Source organism: Pokkaliibacter sp. MBI-7, assembly GCF_029846635.1.
Taxonomy (GTDB): domain Bacteria; phylum Pseudomonadota; class Gammaproteobacteria; order Pseudomonadales; family Balneatricaceae; genus Pokkaliibacter.
In genome coordinates this window covers 2,419,817-2,440,594 of record NZ_JARVTG010000001.1, presented here as the reverse complement: position 1 = coordinate 2,440,594, position 20,778 = coordinate 2,419,817, and the positions used below count along the sequence as shown (strand labels likewise).

Genomic DNA, 20,778 nt, shown 5'->3' with positions numbered 1-20,778 from the left:
GATCAGCGCTGACGACGAACAAACTCATCCAGACGTTGTAAACCCTCCTGCAGACGCACTGGCGACGTTGCGTAACACCAGCGTAGCCAGCCCTCACCTTCCTCACCAAAGGCGCGACCCGGGGCTAGTCCAAGGCCGACCTCGCTGATCAGTGCTCGTGCCAGTGCCAGCGAATCACTGAAGCCAGCGATGCGGAAGAAGGCATACATGGCACCATCTGCGTAAGGCAGGGTCACGCCGTCGATGGCGCTTAGCCCCTCGACCATCAGCTGCCGTTGCACACCCAGTTGCTGGCGCAGCTGCCCGACATGGGGTTCCCCCTGCTGAATGGCGGCCATTGCCCCACGCTGCACAAACTCCGGCACGCACGAAGTGTTGTATTCCACCAGTTTGGCCAGATCATCGGCCAGCGCGGCTGGAATCGTCAGCCAGCCAGCACGCCATCCGGTCATGCACCAGGCTTTGGAGAAACTGTTGACGCCGATGACCAGATCATCGTCTTCCTTCCTCGCCAGAAACGAAGGAGCACTGTTCAGGCCGCTGCGATACACCAGTCGTTCATAGACGTCATCAGCCAGAATCCAGATGCCGTGTTTGCGGCAATGCTCCAGCACAATACGTTGCTCGTCGTCGGCAATGGTCCACCCCGTGGGATTATTGGGTGAGTTGATCAGTAACAGACGGGTATCGGGAGTCAGTGCATCCAGCAGACGTTGCAGGTCCAGCTGCCAGCCCTGGTCGGTGATCTGCAGGGGGACACGTTCGACATGGGCACTTAGCACCCGAGGAATTTCCACCAGATTGGGCCAGAGCGGCGTCACGGCGACAACCCTGTCACCCGGGCTCAGTACCAGCTGCATGGCCAGCATCAGGGCGGAAACACCGGAGCCCGTCACACCTGTCTGTTCGGCAGTGAAGGGGCGGTGATGCAACTGGCTGAGGTAGCTGGCAATACCTTCACGCAGCCACGGGCGGCCCAGATTCTGCGAATAGAAGGTTTCACCCTGCTGCAGAGAGGCCATGGCTGCTTCACGGATAACCCCCGGCGTTGGCTGGTCACTCTCACCAAACCAGAAGGGCAGCACGCCCTCACGGCCCATGGCGGTATTGGCCACTTCACGGATTAAGGACGCCGACAGGGACTGCACGGCTGGGCGGGCACTGGGTTGTGGCATGATCGAACTCGTTCCTGAGTAGCTGAGAAAAGGCAGGTTGTTACACCGTTATGCCAGCTTTGCTTCCGCCACGCTACAACAGACGGTTATACACATCCGCCCTCCAGGAGAGGCAGTTACTGGCGTAACAGTACCACCAGATATTCACAGCCGGTTGTTCCCGGGTTGAAGAAACGGCAGTCACTGGGTGAGCCCAGCTCCAGGCAGTCACCTGTGGATAACTGATGCAGCGTCTCTCCTTCGGTAAACTCCAGTTGCCCTTGCGTCACCCAGATCAGCTGACGGAAAAAGGCGAATGCCGAGGCGGGATAGCTGACGCTGGCACCTGCGGGCAGCTCGACCTGCACCAGATCCAGCGGCAAATCAGAAGTAGGGGATAACTGACGGCGGATAAAGCCAGTTTCAGGGTCACGCCATTGCGGTTGATCCTGACGTCGACGCAGCCGGCCACCCTGTTGCTCGGCTCTGGCCAGCAGTGTGGACAGGGTCAGGCCAAAGGCACCGGACAGCTTGCCCAGCAGTGTCGCCGTAGGGCTGGTTTCTCCGCGCTCAACCTTGCTGATCATCGCCTTGGAAACGCCGGAGCGCTGCGCCAGTTCATCCAGCGACCATTGCCGCTGCTTACGTTCGATGCGAATGCGCGCTGCCAGCTGTGTGGTAGGGTCTTCGCTGTTCTGTTCAGTCAGGCTCACGGAAGCCTCGTTCGGTGCTGTTGTCGGTATGGTCATGGTGGTTTAATGTTCAGTTGACTTTTGTCCACTATAGTAGATATTCTTCCGCAATCCCAGCTTCCTGTCAGTTTCCTGTGTGACCGTGGTCACGGTGACCATTGTAGTAGTGTCACAGGTGGCTGGTTTTACTTCACCCTTCGGAGCCTCATCATGTTGATTCGTGCTGCCACCCATGCTGATTTGCCCGCCATTCTGGCGATTTACAATGATGTTATCGCCACCTCCACCGCAGTCTATGCCCTGGAACCGGTCAGTCTGGAAGATCGTACGGCCTGGTATGAGGGTCGTCTGGCACAGGGCTATCCGGTGCTGGTGGCAGAAGATCAGGGCGAAGTGGTGGGCTTTTCATCCTTCGGTGAGTGGCGTGGTGCCTGGCACGGTTTCCGTTTTACCGTTGAGCACAGTGTCCATGTGCGAGCTGATCAGCGTGGCAAAGGCGTAGGTGCGCAGCTGGTGGAGGCCTTATTTCCGTTGGCGCTGGCGCTGGGTAAGCATGTCATTATCGGTGGTATTGATGCGGAAAACGCCGGTTCGGTGCGCTTCCATGAGCGTCTGGGGTTCCAGACAGTGGCGCATTTCTCCGAAGTAGGGCATAAGTTTGGCCGCTGGCTGGATCTGGTGTTTATGCAGCGTTTCCTCGATGCGCCCGGCGCCGAGCGGAACTGAGCCATGCCGAATGCGATAGGGCTGTCCCTGCTGGCGGGGATGGCGCTGGTGTTGCAGAACGCAGTCATGGTTGCCATGACCGGACGCGGTCTGAGCCTGACCGGCGCGCTGCTGTGTAACTCGCTGGTGGGGCTGCTGATTCTGTCGGCGGTAGAACTGTGCCGCGGCGAGTCCGGTCTGTTTCAGCAATGGGGGCGGGCCGAGCTGTGGTTTGTCGTGCCCGGCGTACTGGGCACCTTCTTCGTTTTTGCCAGCCTGTTTGGCTATCGCACTCAGGGCAGTGCGGCGACCATTGTGCTGATCATCACCGGCCAGATTGTCGCCGGGCTGCTGCTGGACCGTCTGGGCTGGGCCGGCATCGTGCGTGAATTGTCCGTGCAGCGCCTGCTTGGCACTGCACTGGTGATTGGCGGAGCCGTGCTGGTAGCGCGTGCGCCCTGAGTGATGCGCAAACACCCTCTCAGAGCAGACGCCAGAGGGTATTGAAGATGATCTGCTGGGCCATCGCGATCTCTTCTGAGTCCATCACCACTGCCACCGGGTAGTTGGCGGCGGCCAGAGAAATCATCGCTACCTTGGGTGGGTAAATGGCGATGTAGCTGGCATCAACTTCACCCTGAGTGGGTATCCACTTACGTTCTGAATACTGTGCATCCTCACCCCCTTCACCGATGGCGATGACGCGCACCTGAATTTGCCGCTGTACCCGCTGTTTGGTGAAGTTGGGGAAAGGGCGATAGAGGTGATGTCGAATTGCCTTGGAAGAAAACACCGCATAGGACTTGTCCGCCTGTCTGCTGACGGTATTGAGAATATCCTTGAGGACGAACTCGATGCCGTCATCTCCCTCATAAAAGCGCACGTTGCCCGCACTGAATTCCGGCTTGAGGTGGTACAGCTCAGGGATGATGTCTGACTTCAGCTTGCCAATCAGCCCGTTCAGCATCAGCCGCCGTTCTTCGGCCTTCTGCAGCAGGCGCTCTGGCTCCTCCGCCGCAAAAAAACGGCGTTTGCCTTTGGGCAGATACGACACCACGCCCTTGGCCTGCATCTGCTTCAGGGTTTCGTAAGTGGTGCCGCGATTGATGCCCGCATGACTGGCAATATCACGGATGGAAGCAGGCCCGAGGGTCAGCAGGCTGCGGTATAACTCGTACTCGCGCTGGCTCAGATCCAGCAGATTCAGCAGGCTTTCGTCCATATTTGTCACTTAATTAATGACAAGCACTCTTGTATGACAGATTCAGATGGCTAAAGTGAGTCCCCAAGAAAAAATTGTCAATTAAAAGGCTGACAACAAAGCCCTGACCGATCTCTGGATAAGGCTTTACCGTTCAGCAAGCGAGGAATGGAAAATGGCACTCGATGTGGTCATTCTGGCAGCAGGCCAGGGCAGCCGGATGCGCTCAGCTCTGCCCAAGGTGCTGCATACCCTGGCGGGCCGGCCCTTGCTGGCGCATGTCATCGACAGCGCACGGCAGCTGGGTGCCGGGCAGATTCATCTGGTCGTAGGCCACGGCGGTGAGCAGGTCGGGCAGCGCTTTGCCGCCGCAGACGTCAACTGTGTCTGGCAGCGTGAGCAGAAAGGCACCGGCCATGCCGTAGCACAGGCACTGCCTGCACTGGGCAACAGCGGCACCACCCTGGTGTTGTACGGTGATGTACCGCTGATTCAGTCGGTCACCCTGCAGCAGTTGCTGGCGCTGGTATCCAATCAGCAAATGGGTCTGCTGACCGTCGATCTGCCTGATCCCACCGGCTATGGCCGTATCGTCCGCGATGGCAGCGGTCAGGTATGTGCCATTGTCGAGCACAAGGATGCCGATGCCGGGCAGCGTGCCATCCGTGAAGTGAACACCGGCATTCTGGCCGTGCCTACTGAACGCCTGCATCAGTGGCTGCCGCAGTTGTCTGCCAATAACGCCCAGGGCGAATACTACCTGACCGATGTGATCGCCATGGCGGTTGCTGATGGGCTCAACGTCGCCACCATTCAGCCAGCGTCCGCGCAGGAAGTGGAAGGGGTGAATACCCGCATGCAGCTGGCGGCACTGGAGCGTGCTTACCAGCAGCAGATTGCCCGGCGCCTGATGGAGCAGGGCGTCAGTCTGGCCGATCCTGCCCGTATCGATGTGCGCGGTGAGCTGCAGATAGCGCAGGACTGCTATATCGATATCAACGTCATCTTTGAAGGCAAGGTGGTGGTTGAAACCGGGGTGCAGATCGAAGCCAACTGCATTATCCGTGACTCCATCCTGCGTGCCGGTTGCCATATCAAGGCCAACTCAGTGCTGGAAGAGGCAGAAGTCGGTGCCGATTGCGATGTCGGCCCCTTTGCCCGCCTGCGCCCCGGCACCCAGCTACTGGCTAGTGCCCGCATCGGCAACTTCGTCGAAACCAAGAACGTGGTGATTGGCGAAGGTTCTAAGGTCAATCACCTGAGCTATATCGGTGATGCCAGTGTGGGCGATGACGTCAACATCGGCGCCGGCACCATCACCTGCAACTACGATGGCGTGAATAAACATCAGACCGTGATCGGCAGCGGCGCCTTTGTCGGTTCCAACACCGCACTGGTGGCGCCCGTCAGCGTCGGTGCGGGTGCGACTGTGGGCGCAGGCTCCACCATCACCCGTGATGTGGATGACAATACCCTGGTGGTTGCCCGTGGCCGCCAGATTCCCATTCCCGGCTGGCAGCGCCCAGTGAAGAAGGCGAAGGAGTAATCCCATGTGTGGAATCGTCGGCGCCATTGCCGCCCGTGAAGTCAGCGCCATCCTGCTGGAAGGCCAGCGCCGTCTGGAATACCGCGGTTACGACTCCGCCGGTATGGCAGTATTTGATGGTCAGGAACTCAACCGCCTGCGCCGTGCCGGTAAGGTACAGCAACTGGCGGATGCCCTTGGCAGCGACCCCCTGCACGGCCATCTGGGCATCGCCCATACCCGCTGGGCCACCCATGGCCAGCCTAATGAACGCAATGCCCATCCGCATATGTCCGGTGAGCGGCTGGCGGTGGTGCACAACGGCATCATCGAAAACTACGCCACCTTCAAGGCGGAACTGAAAGACAAAGGCTACGTCTTTACCTCAGATACCGACACCGAGGTCATCGCTCACTTACTCTCTGAAGCCCTGAAACAAGAGAGCGACTTGTATGCCGCGTTCCGTCAGGTGATCAATCAGCTGGAAGGTGCTTTCGCGCTGGGCGTGATTCACGCCGACTATCCCGAACTGCTGCTGTGCGCACGCAAGGGCAGCCCGCTGGTGATTGGCGTCGGTATGGGCGAGAACTTTATCGGCTCGGACCCGCTGGCGCTGCTGCAGGTGACTGACCGCTTTATCTACCTCAACGAAGGCGACACGGCCTGCGTCAGCCGCGAACAGATCGAAGTGCGCAACGCCCGTGGTGAAGTGCAGGCGCTGGACATCAAGCGTTACGAGCACGGCACCCAGTCAGCCGATAAGGGCCAGTACAAGCACTACATGCTGAAGGAAATCTTCGAGCAGCCCGGCGTGATCCAGGCCACCCTCAATGGCCGGGTAGGCAAGGGCGAGATCAACACCCAGCTGTTTGGCGACAGCGCCCGGCAGCTGATGGACAGCGTGCAGGCCGTGCAGATCATCGCCTGCGGCACCAGTTATCACGCCGGAATGGTCGCCCGCTACTGGATCGAAGAGCTGGCGGGCATTCCCTGTCAGGTGGAAATCGCCTCCGAATACCGCTACCGCAAGACCATTACCCTGCCCAACACCCTGTTCGTCACCATCTCCCAGTCGGGCGAAACCGCCGACACCCTGGCGGCCCTGCGGGTGGCCAGGGAGCGCGGCGCACTGGCCAGTCTGGCCATCTGCAACGTGCCCGGCAGCTCACTGGTGCGCGAGTCTGACCTGTGCCTGATGACACAGGCCGGGCCGGAAATCGGCGTCGCCTCGACCAAGGCCTTTACCACCCAGCTGTCGGCGCTGATGGTACTGACCCTGTCGCTGGCCAAAACCCGGGGGCTGGACAGCACGCTGGAAGCCGAGCTGACCGACGCCCTGACCACCCTGCCTGCCAAAGTGGAAGAAGTGCTGGCCCTGAGCCAGCGGGTAGAGCAGCTGGCCACCCACTTTGCCGATAAACAACACTCGCTGTTCCTCGGCCGCGGCGCACTCTATCCCATCGCGCTGGAAGGGGCGCTGAAGCTGAAGGAAATCTCCTATATTCATGCCGAAGCCTACCCGGCCGGTGAGCTGAAACACGGCCCGCTGGCGCTGGTCGACAGCGACATGCCGGTCATCACCGTCGCCCCCGGCAACGAACTGCTGGAAAAGCTCAAATCCAATATGCAGGAAGTGCGCGCCCGTGGCGGTGAGCTGTACGTCTTCGCCGACCAGCACGCCGGTATCGAAGATCAGGAGGGCTATCACATCCTCCATCTGCCGAAGATTCACCCGCTGCTGGAGCCGATCCTCTACACCGTGCCGCTGCAGTTGCTGAGCTACTACGTCGCGGTTATCCGCGGTACGGATGTAGACCAGCCGCGCAATCTGGCCAAGAGCGTGACGGTGGAATAACCCGTCACCTTGTTGGGGATAACGACAAAGCCGAGTCTAAGGACTCGGCTTTTTTGTGTGAGGATGAACGAACAGACGTGGCATCACAGGGAAGACATCCCCGGCGGTCTTGGGCAGAATACCGGCATCCCTACGGAAACTGCTCAAGGAATTGCTGATGGCCCGCACGCCTGCCGCTGATAAAGACTCCGCCGCGTCCAAAAAAACCAAAAGTTTTGAACAAACCCTCTGGGCGACGGCTGACAAGCTGCGTGGCACGGTGGAGTCGTCCGAATACAAGCACGTGGTGCTGTCGCTGATCTTCCTGAAATTTATCAGTGACAAGTTTGAGCTGCGTCAGGCCGAGCTGATCGCCGAAGGCAATGGTGACTACGTCCACATGGTGGAGTTTTACACCATGACCAACACCTTCTACCTGCCGCCGGACTGCCGCTGGGACTACATCGCCAAACAGGCCAAGCAGGACGACATCGCCGTCAAGATTGACTCGGCCCTGCATCAGATTGAGCAGCGCAATAAATCCCTGCGCGGCGCCTTGCCGGATAACTACTTCTCCCGCCTGAATATTGATGTCAGCAAGCTGGCGGCGCTGATTGATGCCATCAACAATATCGACACTGTGCTTAAGAACGAGGGCAGCGGCGAGGCAAAAGCCGCCGCGGAAGAAGACATCGTCGGCCGTGTGTATGAATACTTCCTCGGCAACTTTGCCGCGACGGAAGGCAAGGGCGGTGGCGAGTTTTACACGCCTAAATGCGTGGTTAACCTGCTGGCGGAAATGATCGAGCCGTACCACGGCAAAATCTACGACCCCTGCTGCGGCTCCGGTGGTATGTTCGTGCAGTCGATCAAATTTATCGAAAGCCATCAGGGTAATAAGAAAGACATCTCTATCTACGGTCAGGAACAAACCAGCACCACCTACAAGCTGGCCAAAATGAACCTCGCCATACGCGGCATCAGCGCCAACCTCGGCGAGGTGCCTGCCGATACCTTCTTTAAAGACCAGCACCCGGATTTAAAAGCTGACTTCATCATGGCCAACCCGCCGTTTAACCTGAAAGACTGGCGTGACGAAAAAGCATTGGTCGACGACCCGCGCTGGGCCGGTTATGAAACCCCGCCCACCGGCAATGCCAACTACGGCTGGATTCTGCATATGATCAGCAAGCTCAGCGACAACGGCGTGGCGGGTTTTGTGCTGGCTAACGGATCTATGTCCACAAGCACGAAGGGGGAAGGCGAGATTCGTAAACAGATCATCGATAACGATCTGGTCGACTGCATGATCGCCCTGCCGGGCCAGCTGTTTTATACCACCCAGATTCCGGTATGCCTGTGGTTTTTAACCAAGAACAAGAAAGAACAAACCTTCTCCGATGGAAGAAAACAACACCGTAACCGTCAGGGTGAAACCCTGTTTATCGACGCCCGCAATATGGGCAGCATGATCGACCGCACCCATAAAGAACTGACGGCGGAGGATATCTCCCTGATCGCCAGCACCTACCATGCATGGCGTGGCGAGCCTGTAAGCCCTCTCCCTCTGGGAGAGGGTTTGGGTGAGGGAAGAGAAGAACAACGAACGCATCCAAAAATTCTGGAATTTGCCCGTGAATTAAGAAAAAACCAGACCGATGCAGAAGCACTTATCTGGCAAGCCTTAAGAGGGCGGAAACTGGCAGATGCCAAATTCAGAAGACAGCATCCCGTTGGTCATTTCATTTTCGATTTCTACTGCCACGAACATAAGCTCGCTATCGAACTGGATGGCAGCCAGCATTATCAGCCTGAGGCACTTCAGGCGGATAAAGCCAGAGCAGAGTTTCTTGCACAGCAGGGTATCAGGGTTATTCGATTTGATAACCGACAGGTGCTGGTAGAGACAGAAGCAGTGCTTGAAAGTATTTATTTGGCCTTAAGCGCCCTCACCCCCGGCCCCTCTCCCAAGGGGAGAGGGGAGTATCAGGACGTGGCAGGCTTTTGTAAAAGCGCCACCCTTGCCGATATTCAGGCCAACGACTACGTACTGACACCGGGCCGCTACGTCGGCGCGGCGGAAGTGGAAGACGACGGCGAGCTGTTTGAAGAAAAAATGCAGCAACTCACCCACACCCTGTTTCAGCAGATGGCAGAAGCGCAGGCGCTGGACGCCGTGATTAAACAGAATCTAAAGGGGCTGGGATATGTTGGGTGAATGGCCGGAATATCCTCTCGAAGAACTCTGTGAGTTGATTGTTGATTGCCCTCACTCAACGCCAAAATGGACAGATCAGGGCGTCGTAGTACTGCGTAATCAATATATTCGTAACGGTCGTTTGGATTTATCCGATCCTAGTTACACAACGGAAGAGGGTTACGAAGCTCGAATTAAACGAGCAGTGCCGACAGCGGGAGACCTGGTGTTAACCCGCGAGGCTCCAATGGGTGAAGTATGCAAGATTCCCGAAGGATTACGCTGTTGTTTGGGGCAGCGCATGGTTCTGATCCGAGCAAACAGCGATTTAATCGACCCTGATTATTTATTATTCGTGATCCAAAGCCCCTACGTTCAGCATCAAATTAGCTGGAGTGAAGGAACCGGCACGACGGTTAGCAATATTCGGCTGCCAGATCTTCGCGGATTCAAAATTCCCACCCCAAGCTTGGCAATTCAGCGGTGGATAGCAAGTGTGCTGAAATCGCTGGATGATAAAACAGCCCTGAACCGCCAGATCAATACCACCCTCGAATCCATGGCGCAGGCATTGTTTAAAAGCTGGTTTGTGGATTTTGACCCGGTGATCGACAATGCCCTTGCCGCCGGAAATGACATCCCCGACGAGCTGCAAGCCCGCGCCGAACGCCGCCGTGAACTGCTGGCGCGTGGCGCTACTGCGCGCACCTCCACCTTGCCCGCCGATATTCAGTCACTGTTCCCGAATGCGTTTGTATTGACGGAAGAAATGGGCTGGGTGCCGGAGGGGTGGGGGGTTGGTGTTATAGAAGATTTATTAGTACTTCAGCGTGGATTTGATTTGCCAAAAAATGCACGAACTGATGGTGAGTATCCTTTGATGGCTGCCTCTGGCCAAGATGGAACACATAATGAATTCAAGGTTTCGGGGCCAGGAATTACAACAGGCCGAAGCGGAAAACTGGGCGAGGTCTGTTTTGTAGAAACAGACTTTTGGCCACTGAATACCACGCTTTGGGTAAAAGAATTCCGGCGTTCTTCACCGTATCACGCCTTTTATTTGTTGAAGTCTATGGATTTGGAAAAATATAACTCTGGCTCTGCTGTGCCAACTCTTAATAGAAACTATGTGCATAACGTAAGCGCGCTATTGCCGTCAGCTGGGGTTATTGCGGCTTACGATAAATTCGTTTCAGCTTGCTACTCAAAAAATTATGACAATGATGAGCAATGTAAATCATTAGCCAACCTCCGCGACTCCCTGCTCCCCAAACTGCTCTCCGGCCAGCTTTCCATCCCCGACGCCGAGCAGACGTTAGACGAGGTGAGTTAACCCATGACCCACATCAAGGAAGAGACTGGTTTTCCGGCAGGCCGGAGAGTGAGTACCTATTTTATACGCGCATCCCGATACGCTGCCTGTGTGTCAGGGAGGGCGGTATGACGGCCATCCCCCAACGTTTGCAAATCGCAGTGATCGGCTCGGCCAGTGATGGCTTATCCGAGGTGCAGAAAGCGCTGGCGCTGGCGGTCGGCCGACAGATTATCGATGCTGGCTGCCGTTTGATCAGTGGCGGTATGGGTGGGGTGATGAGGTATGCCTCGCAGGGCGCGCGTGAGTCTGCCCATTACTGCCCGGGCGATATTATTGGCGTGTTGCCGTCGTACCAGAAAACCGAGGCCAATCCCTTTATTGATATTGCCTTGCCTACCGGGCTTGGGGTGGCGCGTAATGCGGTGCTGATGTCGGCCTGTGATGCGGTGATCGCGCTGGACGGTGGCTCGGGGACATTGTCGGAGATCGCGCTGGCCTGGCAGATGCAAAAGCCGATTGCCTGTATGGGCGAGGAGGGCTGGCATCAGCGTCTGAATTCGCTGGCACTGGATCAGCGCCGTGATGACGCCATTGCGGTGCCGGGCTCCTTGCAGGCGCTGGAGGATTTTCTGGCACAGCTGCACGTGCGTGATCAGGCTCCCTTTCAGGGAATTCAACGCAGTGGCGGTGGGCCTGCCCAGCCCCATCAGCGCCATTCGCCGCAGGATATCACCCTGTTGCAGTCTTACCTTGAGCATAGCTTTAGCACGCTGATTCAGGGTCAGCCCTTTGACGTATTAGGGCAGGGTTCCGAGGGCACGGTGTTTGCCTGCGGCACTCATATTTTCAAGGTGTTTTACCGGACTGACTTCACCCAGCTGCTCTTTAGCCATCTGAGCCAGATGGCCGCGCAACTGAACGCTTCCCACTCCCGCCACGATTCGCCGTTACCGCGCTTTGGTGTGCACAAGGGTGAGTGGCTGGTGGTGCATTATCCCCGCTTTGATTCCAGCCCTTATTTGGGGGACGAACCGGCGCAGATGGTGAGCTTTTTGCGCGCCATGCATCAGGCGGGTGTGTGTCTTAGTAATGTCAAAGCCGATAACTTCCGCGTTACGCCGGGTCAGCAACTGGTGTTTATTGATATTGGCCGTGATCTGATGCCGTTCAGCGACGCCATGTTCATGAGTATGTGTAAGCGCGCATTTTTAACTGTTTATTTCAGTCAGCACCCTCGTTTTAAGGCCATGTGCAGTCATACCAATGATCATGATGGTTTTATGCCGGTGGATGACGATAAGGGAGCCCGTCTGACGGCCGAGCAGGTAGGGCAGTTATTCAAGGATTTTTACAAGGAGGTCATCCATGGCGAGCTCTGATACCGAAAGTAGGGCGGCGGATAGCGGTCATTTCCTGCACGCGCTGGCTGCACTGATCGCCATGGAGTCGGTCAGTGGTAACGCGGCAGCGAATCGTGATGTGGTGGCATTACTGCAGCAACGCCTGTCAGCAGTGGGGTTTGAGGTGGAGGTTGCAGGCACCGGGCAGACCGACCAGCCGCTGATTATCGCGAAACGGCTGCAGGATGCCGGCCCGGCACTGGTGCTCTACAACCACTATGACGTAGAGGCCATTGGCGCATCCGAACAGTGGCAGTCGCCTCCGTTTACCCTGACCGAGCGTGATCAGCGCTTATGGGCCCGAGGGATAGCCGACAACAAGGCAGTGCTGCTGGCGCGTCTGGCGGTGCTGGAGGCCCGTATCCGACAGGGGGAATCACTCCCCAATCTGGTGTGGCTGATTCAGGGTGAAGAAGAAGTGGGATCACCACTGGCGCATCAGCGATTGCCGGAGGTGCTGGCTTCCGTCAATGCGTTTATCTGCCTGGAAGAAACGGGCTATGTGCGTGACGGTGTGCCGTTGATTTTCTATCGCTCAGGGCTGGAAGACCCTGCGCAGCACGATGGGCAAGAGGCGCTGTTGAGCTCGCTCAATACAGCGCTGTTTGCTGGTGCAGGCCGTTTCGAGAATCGCACCCTGAGCAAGTTTGGCCCTTGCCCCATGGTGGGTAATTTGCCCGCCACAGCGCTGTATCTTGGTTTTGGTCCCAATGATTATCAGGCGCGGATTCATCGCGATAACGAGTCCATGAGCTGTGCGTTACTGCAGCAGTATCATCAGGTGTTTGACCGTTTTCTGCGCTGGACGATTCACGCTATGGAAGAGCGCCTGCGCACATGTGCGGCGTAATTCTGCTGGCTGGCCCTGCCGCTGCAGAGCGCTTACCGGCGTGCCTGCAGCGGCTGAGCCATCGTGGGCCGGATGCCCGCCTGATCTGGCAGCAGGGCGCGGTATCCATTGGCTTTGCCCGGTTGTCGATCAATGACCCTTCGCCTGCCGGTGGGCAGCCTGTCGTGTATGAAAACCTCGTCAGTGCGATCAATGGCGAAATATTCAATGCGCCTGAACTGCGCGACTGCTATGCGCTGGCGCTAGCCTCATCTAATGACTGCCACGTCATTCCGGCGCTGATCCATCAGCGCGGGCTGGACGCCATCACTGCGCTGGATGGTTTTTTTGCTGGTGTGCTTTACGACGCCCATACCCATCACCTCTATTGTCTGCGTGATCCGTTGGGTAAAAAGCCTCTGTTTGTCGGGCGTTCTGGCAGCGAACTGTTTATCTGCAGTGAGCTAAAGGCAGTGGGCCAGGTCGACCATTTTCAGGAAGTGCCGTCAGGGTTAAGTCGGCTGGATCTGCAGACCGGCGAGTTAACCCAGCTGGTGAGCAATGAGGTTATTCCTCAGGCCCCAGCGGCGCAGGCGATGTCTGTTTCCGACAAGCTGGCTTCATTGCGCCGGTTATTGACAACGGCGGTCAATAAACGACTGCCTGCCGCGCAGGATCCCTTCGGAGTTTTTCTCAGTGGTGGGCTGGATAGTTCGATTGTGACGGCTCTGGTCCATGCGCAACGTCAGAATGTGGTGTATTACACCTTATCGTCAGGCAGTGCCGAGGATGAGCATTACGTTCAGCTGCTGGCGGATCAGCTCAAACTGACCACTTTGCGTGTTGTTCCGCTGCCCGCCGCCGATGAGCTGGATACGCTGATCCGTAGGCTCGTTTACACCACCGAAAGCTATAACCCTTCGGTGATCAGTAATGGGTTGTGCACTTATTTGCTGGCACAGGCGGCGAGAAAAGACGGCCTGAAGGTGGTGCTCTCGGGCGAAGGGGCCGATGAACTCTTTGGTGGTTACCACCATCTGGCTGCTGATGCGCCCTGGCAGGAAACTCGTCAGCAGCTGCTCGCTGATTTGCGTAACACTGAACTGCGTCGTGTGGATTTAACCTGCATGGCTCATGGTATAGAAACGCGCTGTCCATTTATGGATCGTGAGCTGGTGGCTTGGGCGCTGGCGCTGGCTCACGGTGATCTGTACCGGCGCTCAGCGACTGAAAAGAGCAATAAACTGATCTTACGTCTGGCCATGGAAGGAACGCTTCCTCCTGAAATTCTCTGGCGGCCTAAGGTTTCCTGTGATGTGGGCAGTGGTATGCGTCAGCGCGTGGTCGGGCACCTGCGTCAGTATCACGCGTCAGAGCGTGAGGCGCTGAAAGCCATTTGGCGTACGCAGTTTTCCCGTTGCTACCCGGCGCTGGATGAGCATCCGTATTTCTCTGCGTATCCGGTAATGGATGCCCTGATTGATCGGCGGGGTAGTGAGCACCGATGACTGCCGGTAACTCTCTCCTCAATACGGTTCACCAGCTCATGCTGGAGGAGTTCAGCACGGTGCCGTTTCATAACCTGTTCTATCTCGGCATCTCAGCACCTGACTTATTAGTGAACCCGCTGTCGAGTGGCGGTACCTGCTCCGATAAGGTACTGGCGTTTCGTGACCGTTTAAAAACTCAGAGTATTGCTGCCCGGCTGCATAGTGCTTTTATCAATGGTGTTAACTGTCATCGGGTGCTGGTGCTGGATCTTGCCGGCGAGCGCTACTTTGCTGATGTGGGTAACGCTTGGCCAAGCGTGCGTTTATTTCCAGCTGCCGGAGACGCTGTCTATTCTGCGTATGGCATCGAGTTTTCAAGCCGTCGGCGGGGCGAGTGGCTGGAGATTTATCAACGTAAAGAAGGGCGCCAGTCTCTCTCGTTGCGGATTCCTCTCACGCTGAGCGATGAGCATCTTGTTCTGCAAAAGATCAAACACCGGTTTGACGGCGCGACGGAATATCCCTTTATGGATGGAATCCGCTTTGCTCAGGTGCTTGGAGACGCCTTTGTTTTTCTGAAAAAAGACCGACTCAGGATCTATCAGCCCCATAACGAGGTGGTAACGATCGCTTTGCCTGAGTGGGGCGATCAGGTCGCTGCACTTGAAACTTACTTTGGTGTGACGCTGGCAGACCCTGCTTGTGCGTTATCTGTCAGGTACACGCGAGCAAGGTCGGGGCGCTTTATATGAATATTCCAGTTGTCGTCATTATTGCGACCGCCAAGCGGCGTACCCGACTGCTGCTGGAGCGTGCGCTACTGTCGGTATTCAGACAACAAGGGGTTAATCCTCTATGTATCTACATCGTTGATGATAACGGTTGTGACTATGAGCATGAGGCTATCGTGCAAGGCGTCAAACAGCTGCGAGAGTTCAGCTTTAGAGAGCAGTTCCCGCAAGGTATCCCCGAGCACTGGTTCCCCACCAGGGTGATTCGTAATCACCGCACACAGGGCCACTCAGGTTCTGGCGCGTGGAACACGGGGGCGGAAACCGCATGGAAAGCTCAGGATAAGTCTGCTTTTCAGTATCTGGCGATATTGGATGACGATGATGAATGGTACCCAGCGTATCTGTCGGAGTGTTATCGCTTGAGCCAGCAAGGAGCGATACCTGCTGCGGCAGTGGTGTCGAGCTTTCACCGTAAGGCGCATGACCTTGAGTTGCTGGAGATCAGCGCTGATGCTTTGACCATCAATCAGTTTTTTGTTGGTAACCCGGGCTGGCAGGGAAGTAACACCTTTATTGATGCAACGCTGTTCTGGCAGGCTGGTGGGTTTGATGAGTCCATGCGCAGTACGCTGGACAGGGATCTGGCGGTTCGGGTTCTGGAATGCTGTCAGTTGCGCAATATCCCTATCGTGGTGAATAAGGAGCCTCTCTGGTGCCATCATACACAGGGACAGGATCGGGTCACCCTGTGTTCGGCGAGCAAGCGGCAGGGGCTGGACCAGTTCTACAACAAATACTCGGCACGTATGGCTCCGGAGGTACTGCAAGCATCGTTGTCGCGTGCATCGCGCCTGTTCGGATATCACGTTGCACAAGAGAGCGGCGCTGGTCCTGCTCAGGTTGAGTGGCAATCATTTCATGGTGAAGCACCGATCAGGCTGATTATTGGTGTGGCGTCTTCTTCTGCCAGAAATGTGCGTGAGCAGATGCTATCTCTGTCAGCGCAGATCAGGGCGGAGCCGCAGTTTGCCGGTCATTGTCAGTATGTGGTACTGACCAATGGCGAGAATGAGGAGGCGATAGCGCAGGTTGTTGCCGATGTGGCGCCTGAGTTATTTCAAGTGCGTATTATCGATCTGCAGGAGCAACGGGAAAGTCGATTCCGCTTTCCGTACCGCGATACCTTCGCGGGCGAGCCGCTTCATAAAAAATCCATTGCTTACTCCAGAACGTTATTGCAGTTTTTCTGTTGGGAAATGACCCGGCATCAGCGCGGTATCGACAATGTCCTGATTCTGGATGATGACCTGCAATTTGAGTCACTTGCCCTGCAGGATGGAAAGCTAGTTACGCTGAAGCTCGACTTCCTTGGAAAAATAGCCAGATTAAGTCGAACCTCAACGGCGGATATGTTGATCTCTGCCTACTCTGATGCACCCGCCTTACCTTTCCACAGCTCCATGCGTACTCAGTTGCTGGATATCTATTACTCATTGCATGAAATGAGTAGCCTTGATCAGGGCGGCATGGCTGAGCGGCGAAAAGATCCGCTTAGTCTGTTGAGTGCTCGGGATGATTACTATTACGACTTGTCCTCTGCCCGTACGGATCACCTTGAGTGGCCCGCCCTCTGGCAGAGCCCTGACACACTGAACGCCGGTGATAATACTGAAAGGCTGTTGGGGTTATTAACGGATATTGGTCACCTGAACGAAGAAGCGAATATCACGCGTCCGTTACTGGTAACACCTGAGGCGTGGGGCACATTGACCGGTCAGTCTTCTTTTCGTCGTGGAGGCATCGCTCTTTACCGGAATCTGGATCTGCTGGTCGAGGTGCCCAATCTTTCTCCTTCTGTTGCTAAAGAGAACGCGCTTAGTCATACACGGCGCAGTGATTTTATTTCTGCACTTTACATGTCGGAATGCATGGGGTGGCGGATCGAGAAGGTCTCACTGCCGTTGCGGCATCACCGGCGTCAGCAGAACAGGCCCTGTGATCTCAGTGCCATGAAGCTGGCCAATGACATTATGGGGTTATGCTTCTATCGGGTCTTCAGGGTGTTTTGTCGTAACCCGGCTTTGCCAGCCGTGGGTGTAAAACAGCAATTCTCAGAGCTGGTAGATCACTATCTGACTTTGATGAGTATGAATCAGTTGCGCTCCGAGCAACTGATATCACTGATCATGGATGCACTGGACAAACCCGCCTGGATCACTACTGGCTCCGAAGCAGTGATTGAAAAAGTGAACGGCGCAAAAGCTGAAATGGTTCGGTTCAGGGAGGAGCACCTGAGTGGTACATTTCACCATCAGGTCAACGAGATCAGGCAGATTATTGAGTCCTTTGATGTCTATGGCCAGATGGTCAGAATTTTTAAGATTTTCAGTCAACGGACTGCACGGCTATCGCTAGTGGATATGAGCGCAGACACTTTGCCTTTGCTGGGTGTACGGGATGAACTATTAAACTCGCCGGATATCGGCTTCGCAGGGACCGGATTTTGAGCAACTTCAACGAAGCAGCACTGGAACAGGCCATCATCGAGTTACTTGGTCAGCAAGGGTACCCCTATATCGAGGGAAGTACTCTCGACCGCGCCCCGAATGAGGTGCTGATCAAAGACGATCTGCGGGCGTATCTGGCCCGTCGCTACCAGAACGATGACATCACCGCCGGTGAAATTGACACCATTATCAGTGCGCTGGAAAAGCTGCCCGCCGGCGATCTTTATGACAGCAACCGTGCTATTCATCGCCGCGTGGCCGATGGCTTTTTGCTGAAGCGGGAGCCTGTAGCGGGTGATAAACACCGTAGCAGGAAAGACCTGTATATCCAGCTGATCGACTATGCGCCAGTGGGCGACAGTAATATCTACAAGGTGGTGAACCAGCTGGAGATTGAAGGCAAAGAGAAACGGATTCCTGATGCGGTGTTGTACATCAACGGCCTGCCGCTGGTGGTGTTTGAGTTCAAAAGTGCGACACGCCCGGAGGCCACCCTGCACGATGCCTATGTGCAGCTGACCACCCGCTATAGCCGCGATATTCCCGAACTGATGAAGTACAACGCGCTGTGTGTGATCAGCGATGGCGCCAACTCGCGTATGGGGTCATTGTTTGCGCCTTATGAGTTCTTCTACACCTGGCGCAAGGTGACGGGCGATGAAACCATCGGTCAGGACGGCATCAACGCGCTGCACACCATGATTCAGGGGCTGTTCGATAAAGCGCGGCTGCGCGAGGTGATCCGGCATTTTGTGATTTTCCCGGATGTTTCCAAGCGCGATGACAAGGTTGTCTGCCGCTACCCGCAGTTTTACGCTGCGACCCGGCTGTACCAGAACATTCTCGCGCACCGCAAACTGCCCGATGGCAAAGGCGGCTATAGCGCTGGCGGGGATGGCAAGGGTGGCACCTATTTTGGCGCGACCGGCTGCGGCAAGAGTTTCACCATGCTGTTTTTGACCCGCTTGCTGATGAAAAGCGCGGCCTTTGAAAGCCCGACCATTGTGCTGATTACCGATCGTACTGATCTGGATGATCAGCTCTCTGGCCAGTTCACTAATGCCAAAACCTATATTGGCGATAACACCGTGGTCAGCGTGGAAAGTCGGGCGCATCTGCGTGAGCTGCTGCAGGGGCGTAACAGCGGCGGCGTCTTTCTGACCACCATTCACAAGTTTACAGAGGACGTCAAACTGCTGACCGAGCGCAGCAATGTGATCTGTATTTCCGATGAAGCTCACCGCAGCCAGATTAATCTGGAGCAGAAGGTGCGCGTTACCGAGAAGGGGGTTAAACGCACCTATGGCTTCGCCAAATACCTGCACGACTCATTGCCTAACGCGACCTTTGTCGGCTTCACCGGCACACCGATCGACGCCACGCTGGATGTTTTTGGCGAGGTGATCGACAGCTACACCATGACTGAATCGGTGAAAGATGAGATCACCGTGCGCATTGTCTACGAAGGCCGCGCCGCTAAAGTCGTGCTCGATAACAACAAGCTGCAGGAAATTGAGCACTACTACGCCGAATGCGCCGAGCAGGGCAGCTCTGAGTACGCGATTGAGGAAAGCAAGAAAGCCAGCGCCAATATGAATGCGATTCTTGGCGACCCGGATCGTCTTAAGGCGCTGGCCAAAGACTTTGTGGCCCATTACGAAACGCGTGTGGAAGAAGGTGCGACCCTCAAAGGCAAGGCGATGTTCGTCTGTAGCAGTCGTGAGATTGCCTACCAGTTCTGGCAGGCAGTGACCGCCCTGCGGCCTGAGTGGAAAGAGGTTCAGGCGGCACCGGCGTGCGCGGGTTTAAGCGAGAAAGCGTTGCAGGACATCAAGCCGATGGAGCGGATCAAGATGATCATGACCCGGGGTAAGGATGACCCAAAAGCGCTGTACGACATGCTTGGCAGTAAGGAGTACCGCAAAGAGCTGGATCGTCAGTTCAAGAAGGCGGAATCCAACTTCAAAATCGCCATTGTGGTGGATATGTGGCTGACCGGCTTTGATGTGCCTTTCCTCGATACGATCTATATCGATAAACCGATCCAGCGCCATAACCTGATCCAGACGATCTCCCGCGTGAATCGCAAGTTTGAAGGCAAGGATAAGGGGCTGGTGGTGGACTATATCGGCATCAAAAAGCAGATGAATCTGGCACTGGCCCATTACAACAAAGCAGATCAGCAGAATATCGAAGAGATCAACCAGTCGGTGACGGTGGTGAAAGACCACCTCGACCTGCTCGGTAAGATTTTCCACCACTTCGACACATCCGCCTATTTCACGGGTAGCCCGTTGCAGCAGCTAAATTGCCTGAATATGGCCGCCGAGTTTGTGCAGGTGACGGACAAGATCGAGAAGCGTTTTATGGCGCTGGTGAAGCGTCTGAAGGCCGCTTTTGATATTTGCAGTGGCTCGGAGGCGATCACTCAGGATGAGCGTGATCTGATCCACTTTTATCTGGCTGTGCGCTCGATTGTGTTCAAACTGACCAAAGGCGATGCACCGGATACCGCGCAAATGAATGCCCGCGTACGGGAGATGATTGCTGAGGCGTTGAAGGCCGATGGCGTGGAAGAAATTTTTAAGCTGGGTGAGGAGCAGGGTGGCGAGGTGGATATTTTCGACGATGACTATTTAGCCAAGATCGAGAAAATCAAGCTGCCCAATACTCGTATCAAGCTGCTGCAACAACTGCTCGCCCGCGCCATTGAGGACTTCAAAAAGGTCAATAAGGCACAAGCGGTTGATTTTTCAGACAAGTTCCGCGCACTGGTCGAGAAATACAATGAGCGTGATGAGGACAATGTGCTGGTGAGCGATGTGCTGGATGAGTTCTCAGAGGAGATTGTTGATCTGCTGCAAGCGCTGAAACGGGAGCGGGACTCCTTCGCTGATCTGGGCATTGACCTTGAAGAGAAAGCCTTCTATGACATCCTGCTCAAGCTCGCGCACAAATACGACTTCACCTATCCGGAAGACAAGTTACTGGCGTTGGCTCAGGCGGTGAAGGCACTGGTGGATGATAAAGCGCAGTTCACCGACTGGGACCAGCGCGAAGATATCAAGGCTGAACTCAAAGTAGGGCTCATCTTGTTACTGGCCAAGCATGGATACCCGCCTGTGGAGAGAGATGAGGTTTACAAGGAAATCTTTGAGCAGGCGGAGAACTTTAAGAAATACCGCACAGCCTAGT

General features: G+C 55.9%; 15 protein-coding genes. 12 read left to right on the top strand and 3 right to left on the bottom strand.

The window, feature by feature from the left end; translation table 11 throughout:
- Positions 1–2 precede the first annotated feature (2 nt).
- Both QCD60_RS10935 and QCD60_RS10930 read right to left on the bottom strand, forming a co-directional pair.
- A complete protein-coding gene (locus tag QCD60_RS10935) occupies positions 3–1,175 on the bottom strand; it encodes a pyridoxal phosphate-dependent aminotransferase (protein ID WP_279785144.1) in 1,173 nt (390 codons plus the stop codon).
- A 116-nt stretch (positions 1,176–1,291) separates the two neighbouring features.
- The gene (locus tag QCD60_RS10930; RefSeq protein ID WP_279785142.1) at positions 1,292–1,867 is read right to left on the bottom strand and encodes an XRE family transcriptional regulator; all 576 of its coding nucleotides are present in this window, start codon (positions 1,865–1,867) and stop codon (positions 1,292–1,294) included.
- 189 nt (positions 1,868–2,056) lie between these two features.
- Between QCD60_RS10930 and QCD60_RS10925 the strand changes: the two genes are divergently transcribed.
- Together QCD60_RS10925 and QCD60_RS10920 are read left to right on the top strand one after the other, a co-directional pair.
- Positions 2,057–2,572 (top strand): GNAT family N-acetyltransferase, encoded by a 516-nt coding sequence (locus tag QCD60_RS10925; RefSeq protein WP_279785140.1) that lies wholly within the window; start codon positions 2,057–2,059, stop codon positions 2,570–2,572.
- Positions 2,573–2,575: 3 nt separating this feature from the next.
- The gene (locus tag QCD60_RS10920; RefSeq protein WP_279785138.1) at positions 2,576–3,013 is read left to right on the top strand and encodes a DMT family transporter; all 438 of its coding nucleotides are present in this window, start codon (positions 2,576–2,578) and stop codon (positions 3,011–3,013) included.
- A gap of 19 nt (positions 3,014–3,032) precedes the next feature.
- Here QCD60_RS10920 and QCD60_RS10915 read toward each other — a convergent pair whose 3' ends face one another.
- Positions 3,033–3,773, bottom strand: a complete 741-nt coding sequence (locus tag QCD60_RS10915) for a helix-turn-helix domain-containing protein (protein ID WP_104153097.1) — start codon at positions 3,771–3,773, stop codon at positions 3,033–3,035.
- Positions 3,774–3,927: 154 nt separating this feature from the next.
- Between QCD60_RS10915 and glmU the strand changes: the two genes are divergently transcribed.
- The 10 genes from glmU (at position 3,928) to QCD60_RS10865 (ending at position 20,777) form a co-directional block, all read left to right on the top strand.
- Complete coding sequence (glmU, locus tag QCD60_RS10910) at positions 3,928–5,298, top strand: bifunctional UDP-N-acetylglucosamine diphosphorylase/glucosamine-1-phosphate N-acetyltransferase GlmU (protein ID WP_279785135.1); 1,371 nt, start codon at positions 3,928–3,930, stop codon at positions 5,296–5,298.
- 4 nt (positions 5,299–5,302) lie between these two features.
- The gene (gene glmS, locus QCD60_RS10905; RefSeq protein WP_279785133.1) at positions 5,303–7,132 is read left to right on the top strand and encodes a glutamine--fructose-6-phosphate transaminase (isomerizing); all 1,830 of its coding nucleotides are present in this window, start codon (positions 5,303–5,305) and stop codon (positions 7,130–7,132) included.
- Between the two features lie 157 nt (positions 7,133–7,289).
- The gene (locus tag QCD60_RS10900) at positions 7,290–9,329 is read left to right on the top strand and encodes an N-6 DNA methylase (protein WP_279785130.1); all 2,040 of its coding nucleotides are present in this window, start codon (positions 7,290–7,292) and stop codon (positions 9,327–9,329) included.
- A complete protein-coding gene (locus QCD60_RS10895; RefSeq protein WP_279785129.1) occupies positions 9,319–10,641 on the top strand; it encodes a restriction endonuclease subunit S in 1,323 nt (440 codons plus the stop codon). The genes QCD60_RS10900 and QCD60_RS10895 overlap by 11 nt, the downstream gene beginning before the upstream one ends.
- A 107-nt stretch (positions 10,642–10,748) precedes the next feature.
- Positions 10,749–12,002 (top strand): TIGR00725 family protein, encoded by a 1,254-nt coding sequence (locus QCD60_RS10890; protein ID WP_279785127.1) that lies wholly within the window; start codon positions 10,749–10,751, stop codon positions 12,000–12,002.
- On the top strand, positions 11,989–12,873 hold the full coding sequence (locus tag QCD60_RS10885; RefSeq protein WP_279785125.1) for a M20/M25/M40 family metallo-hydrolase: 885 nt from the start codon (positions 11,989–11,991) through the stop codon (positions 12,871–12,873). Before QCD60_RS10890 ends, QCD60_RS10885 begins: the two co-directional genes overlap by 14 nt.
- Positions 12,861–14,360 (top strand): asparagine synthase-related protein, encoded by a 1,500-nt coding sequence (locus QCD60_RS10880; protein WP_279785124.1) that lies wholly within the window; start codon positions 12,861–12,863, stop codon positions 14,358–14,360. The genes QCD60_RS10885 and QCD60_RS10880 overlap by 13 nt, the downstream gene beginning before the upstream one ends.
- Positions 14,357–15,094 carry a hypothetical protein gene (locus QCD60_RS10875; RefSeq protein WP_279785122.1) on the top strand — a complete coding sequence of 246 codons (738 nt, stop codon included), beginning with the start codon at positions 14,357–14,359 and terminating at the stop codon, positions 15,092–15,094. The genes QCD60_RS10880 and QCD60_RS10875 overlap by 4 nt, the downstream gene beginning before the upstream one ends.
- Positions 15,091–17,583, top strand: a complete 2,493-nt coding sequence (locus QCD60_RS10870; protein WP_279785120.1) for a glycosyltransferase family A protein — start codon at positions 15,091–15,093, stop codon at positions 17,581–17,583. Before QCD60_RS10875 ends, QCD60_RS10870 begins: the two co-directional genes overlap by 4 nt.
- Positions 17,580–20,777 (top strand): type I restriction endonuclease subunit R, encoded by a 3,198-nt coding sequence (locus QCD60_RS10865; protein ID WP_279785118.1) that lies wholly within the window; start codon positions 17,580–17,582, stop codon positions 20,775–20,777. Before QCD60_RS10870 ends, QCD60_RS10865 begins: the two co-directional genes overlap by 4 nt.
- Position 20,778 lies beyond the last annotated feature (1 nt).

Bases quoted from the DNA above. Each gene is read 5' to 3' on its own strand.
- QCD60_RS10935 (WP_279785144.1), bottom strand. From the start codon at position 1,175: ATGCCACAACCCAGTGCCCGCCCAGCCGTGCAGTCCCTGTCGGCGTCC.
- QCD60_RS10925 (WP_279785140.1), top strand. From the start codon at position 2,057: ATGTTGATTCGTGCTGCCACCCATGCTGATTTGCCCGCCATTCTGGCG.
- QCD60_RS10920 (WP_279785138.1), top strand. From the start codon at position 2,576: ATGCCGAATGCGATAGGGCTGTCCCTGCTGGCGGGGATGGCGCTGGTG.
- QCD60_RS10915 (WP_104153097.1), bottom strand. From the start codon at position 3,773: ATGGACGAAAGCCTGCTGAATCTGCTGGATCTGAGCCAGCGCGAGTAC.
- glmU (WP_279785135.1), top strand. From the start codon at position 3,928: ATGGCACTCGATGTGGTCATTCTGGCAGCAGGCCAGGGCAGCCGGATG.
- glmS (WP_279785133.1), top strand. From the start codon at position 5,303: ATGTGTGGAATCGTCGGCGCCATTGCCGCCCGTGAAGTCAGCGCCATC.
- QCD60_RS10900 (WP_279785130.1), top strand. From the start codon at position 7,290: ATGGCCCGCACGCCTGCCGCTGATAAAGACTCCGCCGCGTCCAAAAAA.
- QCD60_RS10895 (WP_279785129.1), top strand. From the start codon at position 9,319: ATGTTGGGTGAATGGCCGGAATATCCTCTCGAAGAACTCTGTGAGTTG.
- QCD60_RS10890 (WP_279785127.1), top strand. From the start codon at position 10,749: ATGACGGCCATCCCCCAACGTTTGCAAATCGCAGTGATCGGCTCGGCC.
- QCD60_RS10885 (WP_279785125.1), top strand. From the start codon at position 11,989: ATGGCGAGCTCTGATACCGAAAGTAGGGCGGCGGATAGCGGTCATTTC.
- QCD60_RS10880 (WP_279785124.1), top strand. From the start codon at position 12,861: ATGTGCGGCGTAATTCTGCTGGCTGGCCCTGCCGCTGCAGAGCGCTTA.
- QCD60_RS10875 (WP_279785122.1), top strand. From the start codon at position 14,357: ATGACTGCCGGTAACTCTCTCCTCAATACGGTTCACCAGCTCATGCTG.
- QCD60_RS10870 (WP_279785120.1), top strand. From the start codon at position 15,091: ATGAATATTCCAGTTGTCGTCATTATTGCGACCGCCAAGCGGCGTACC.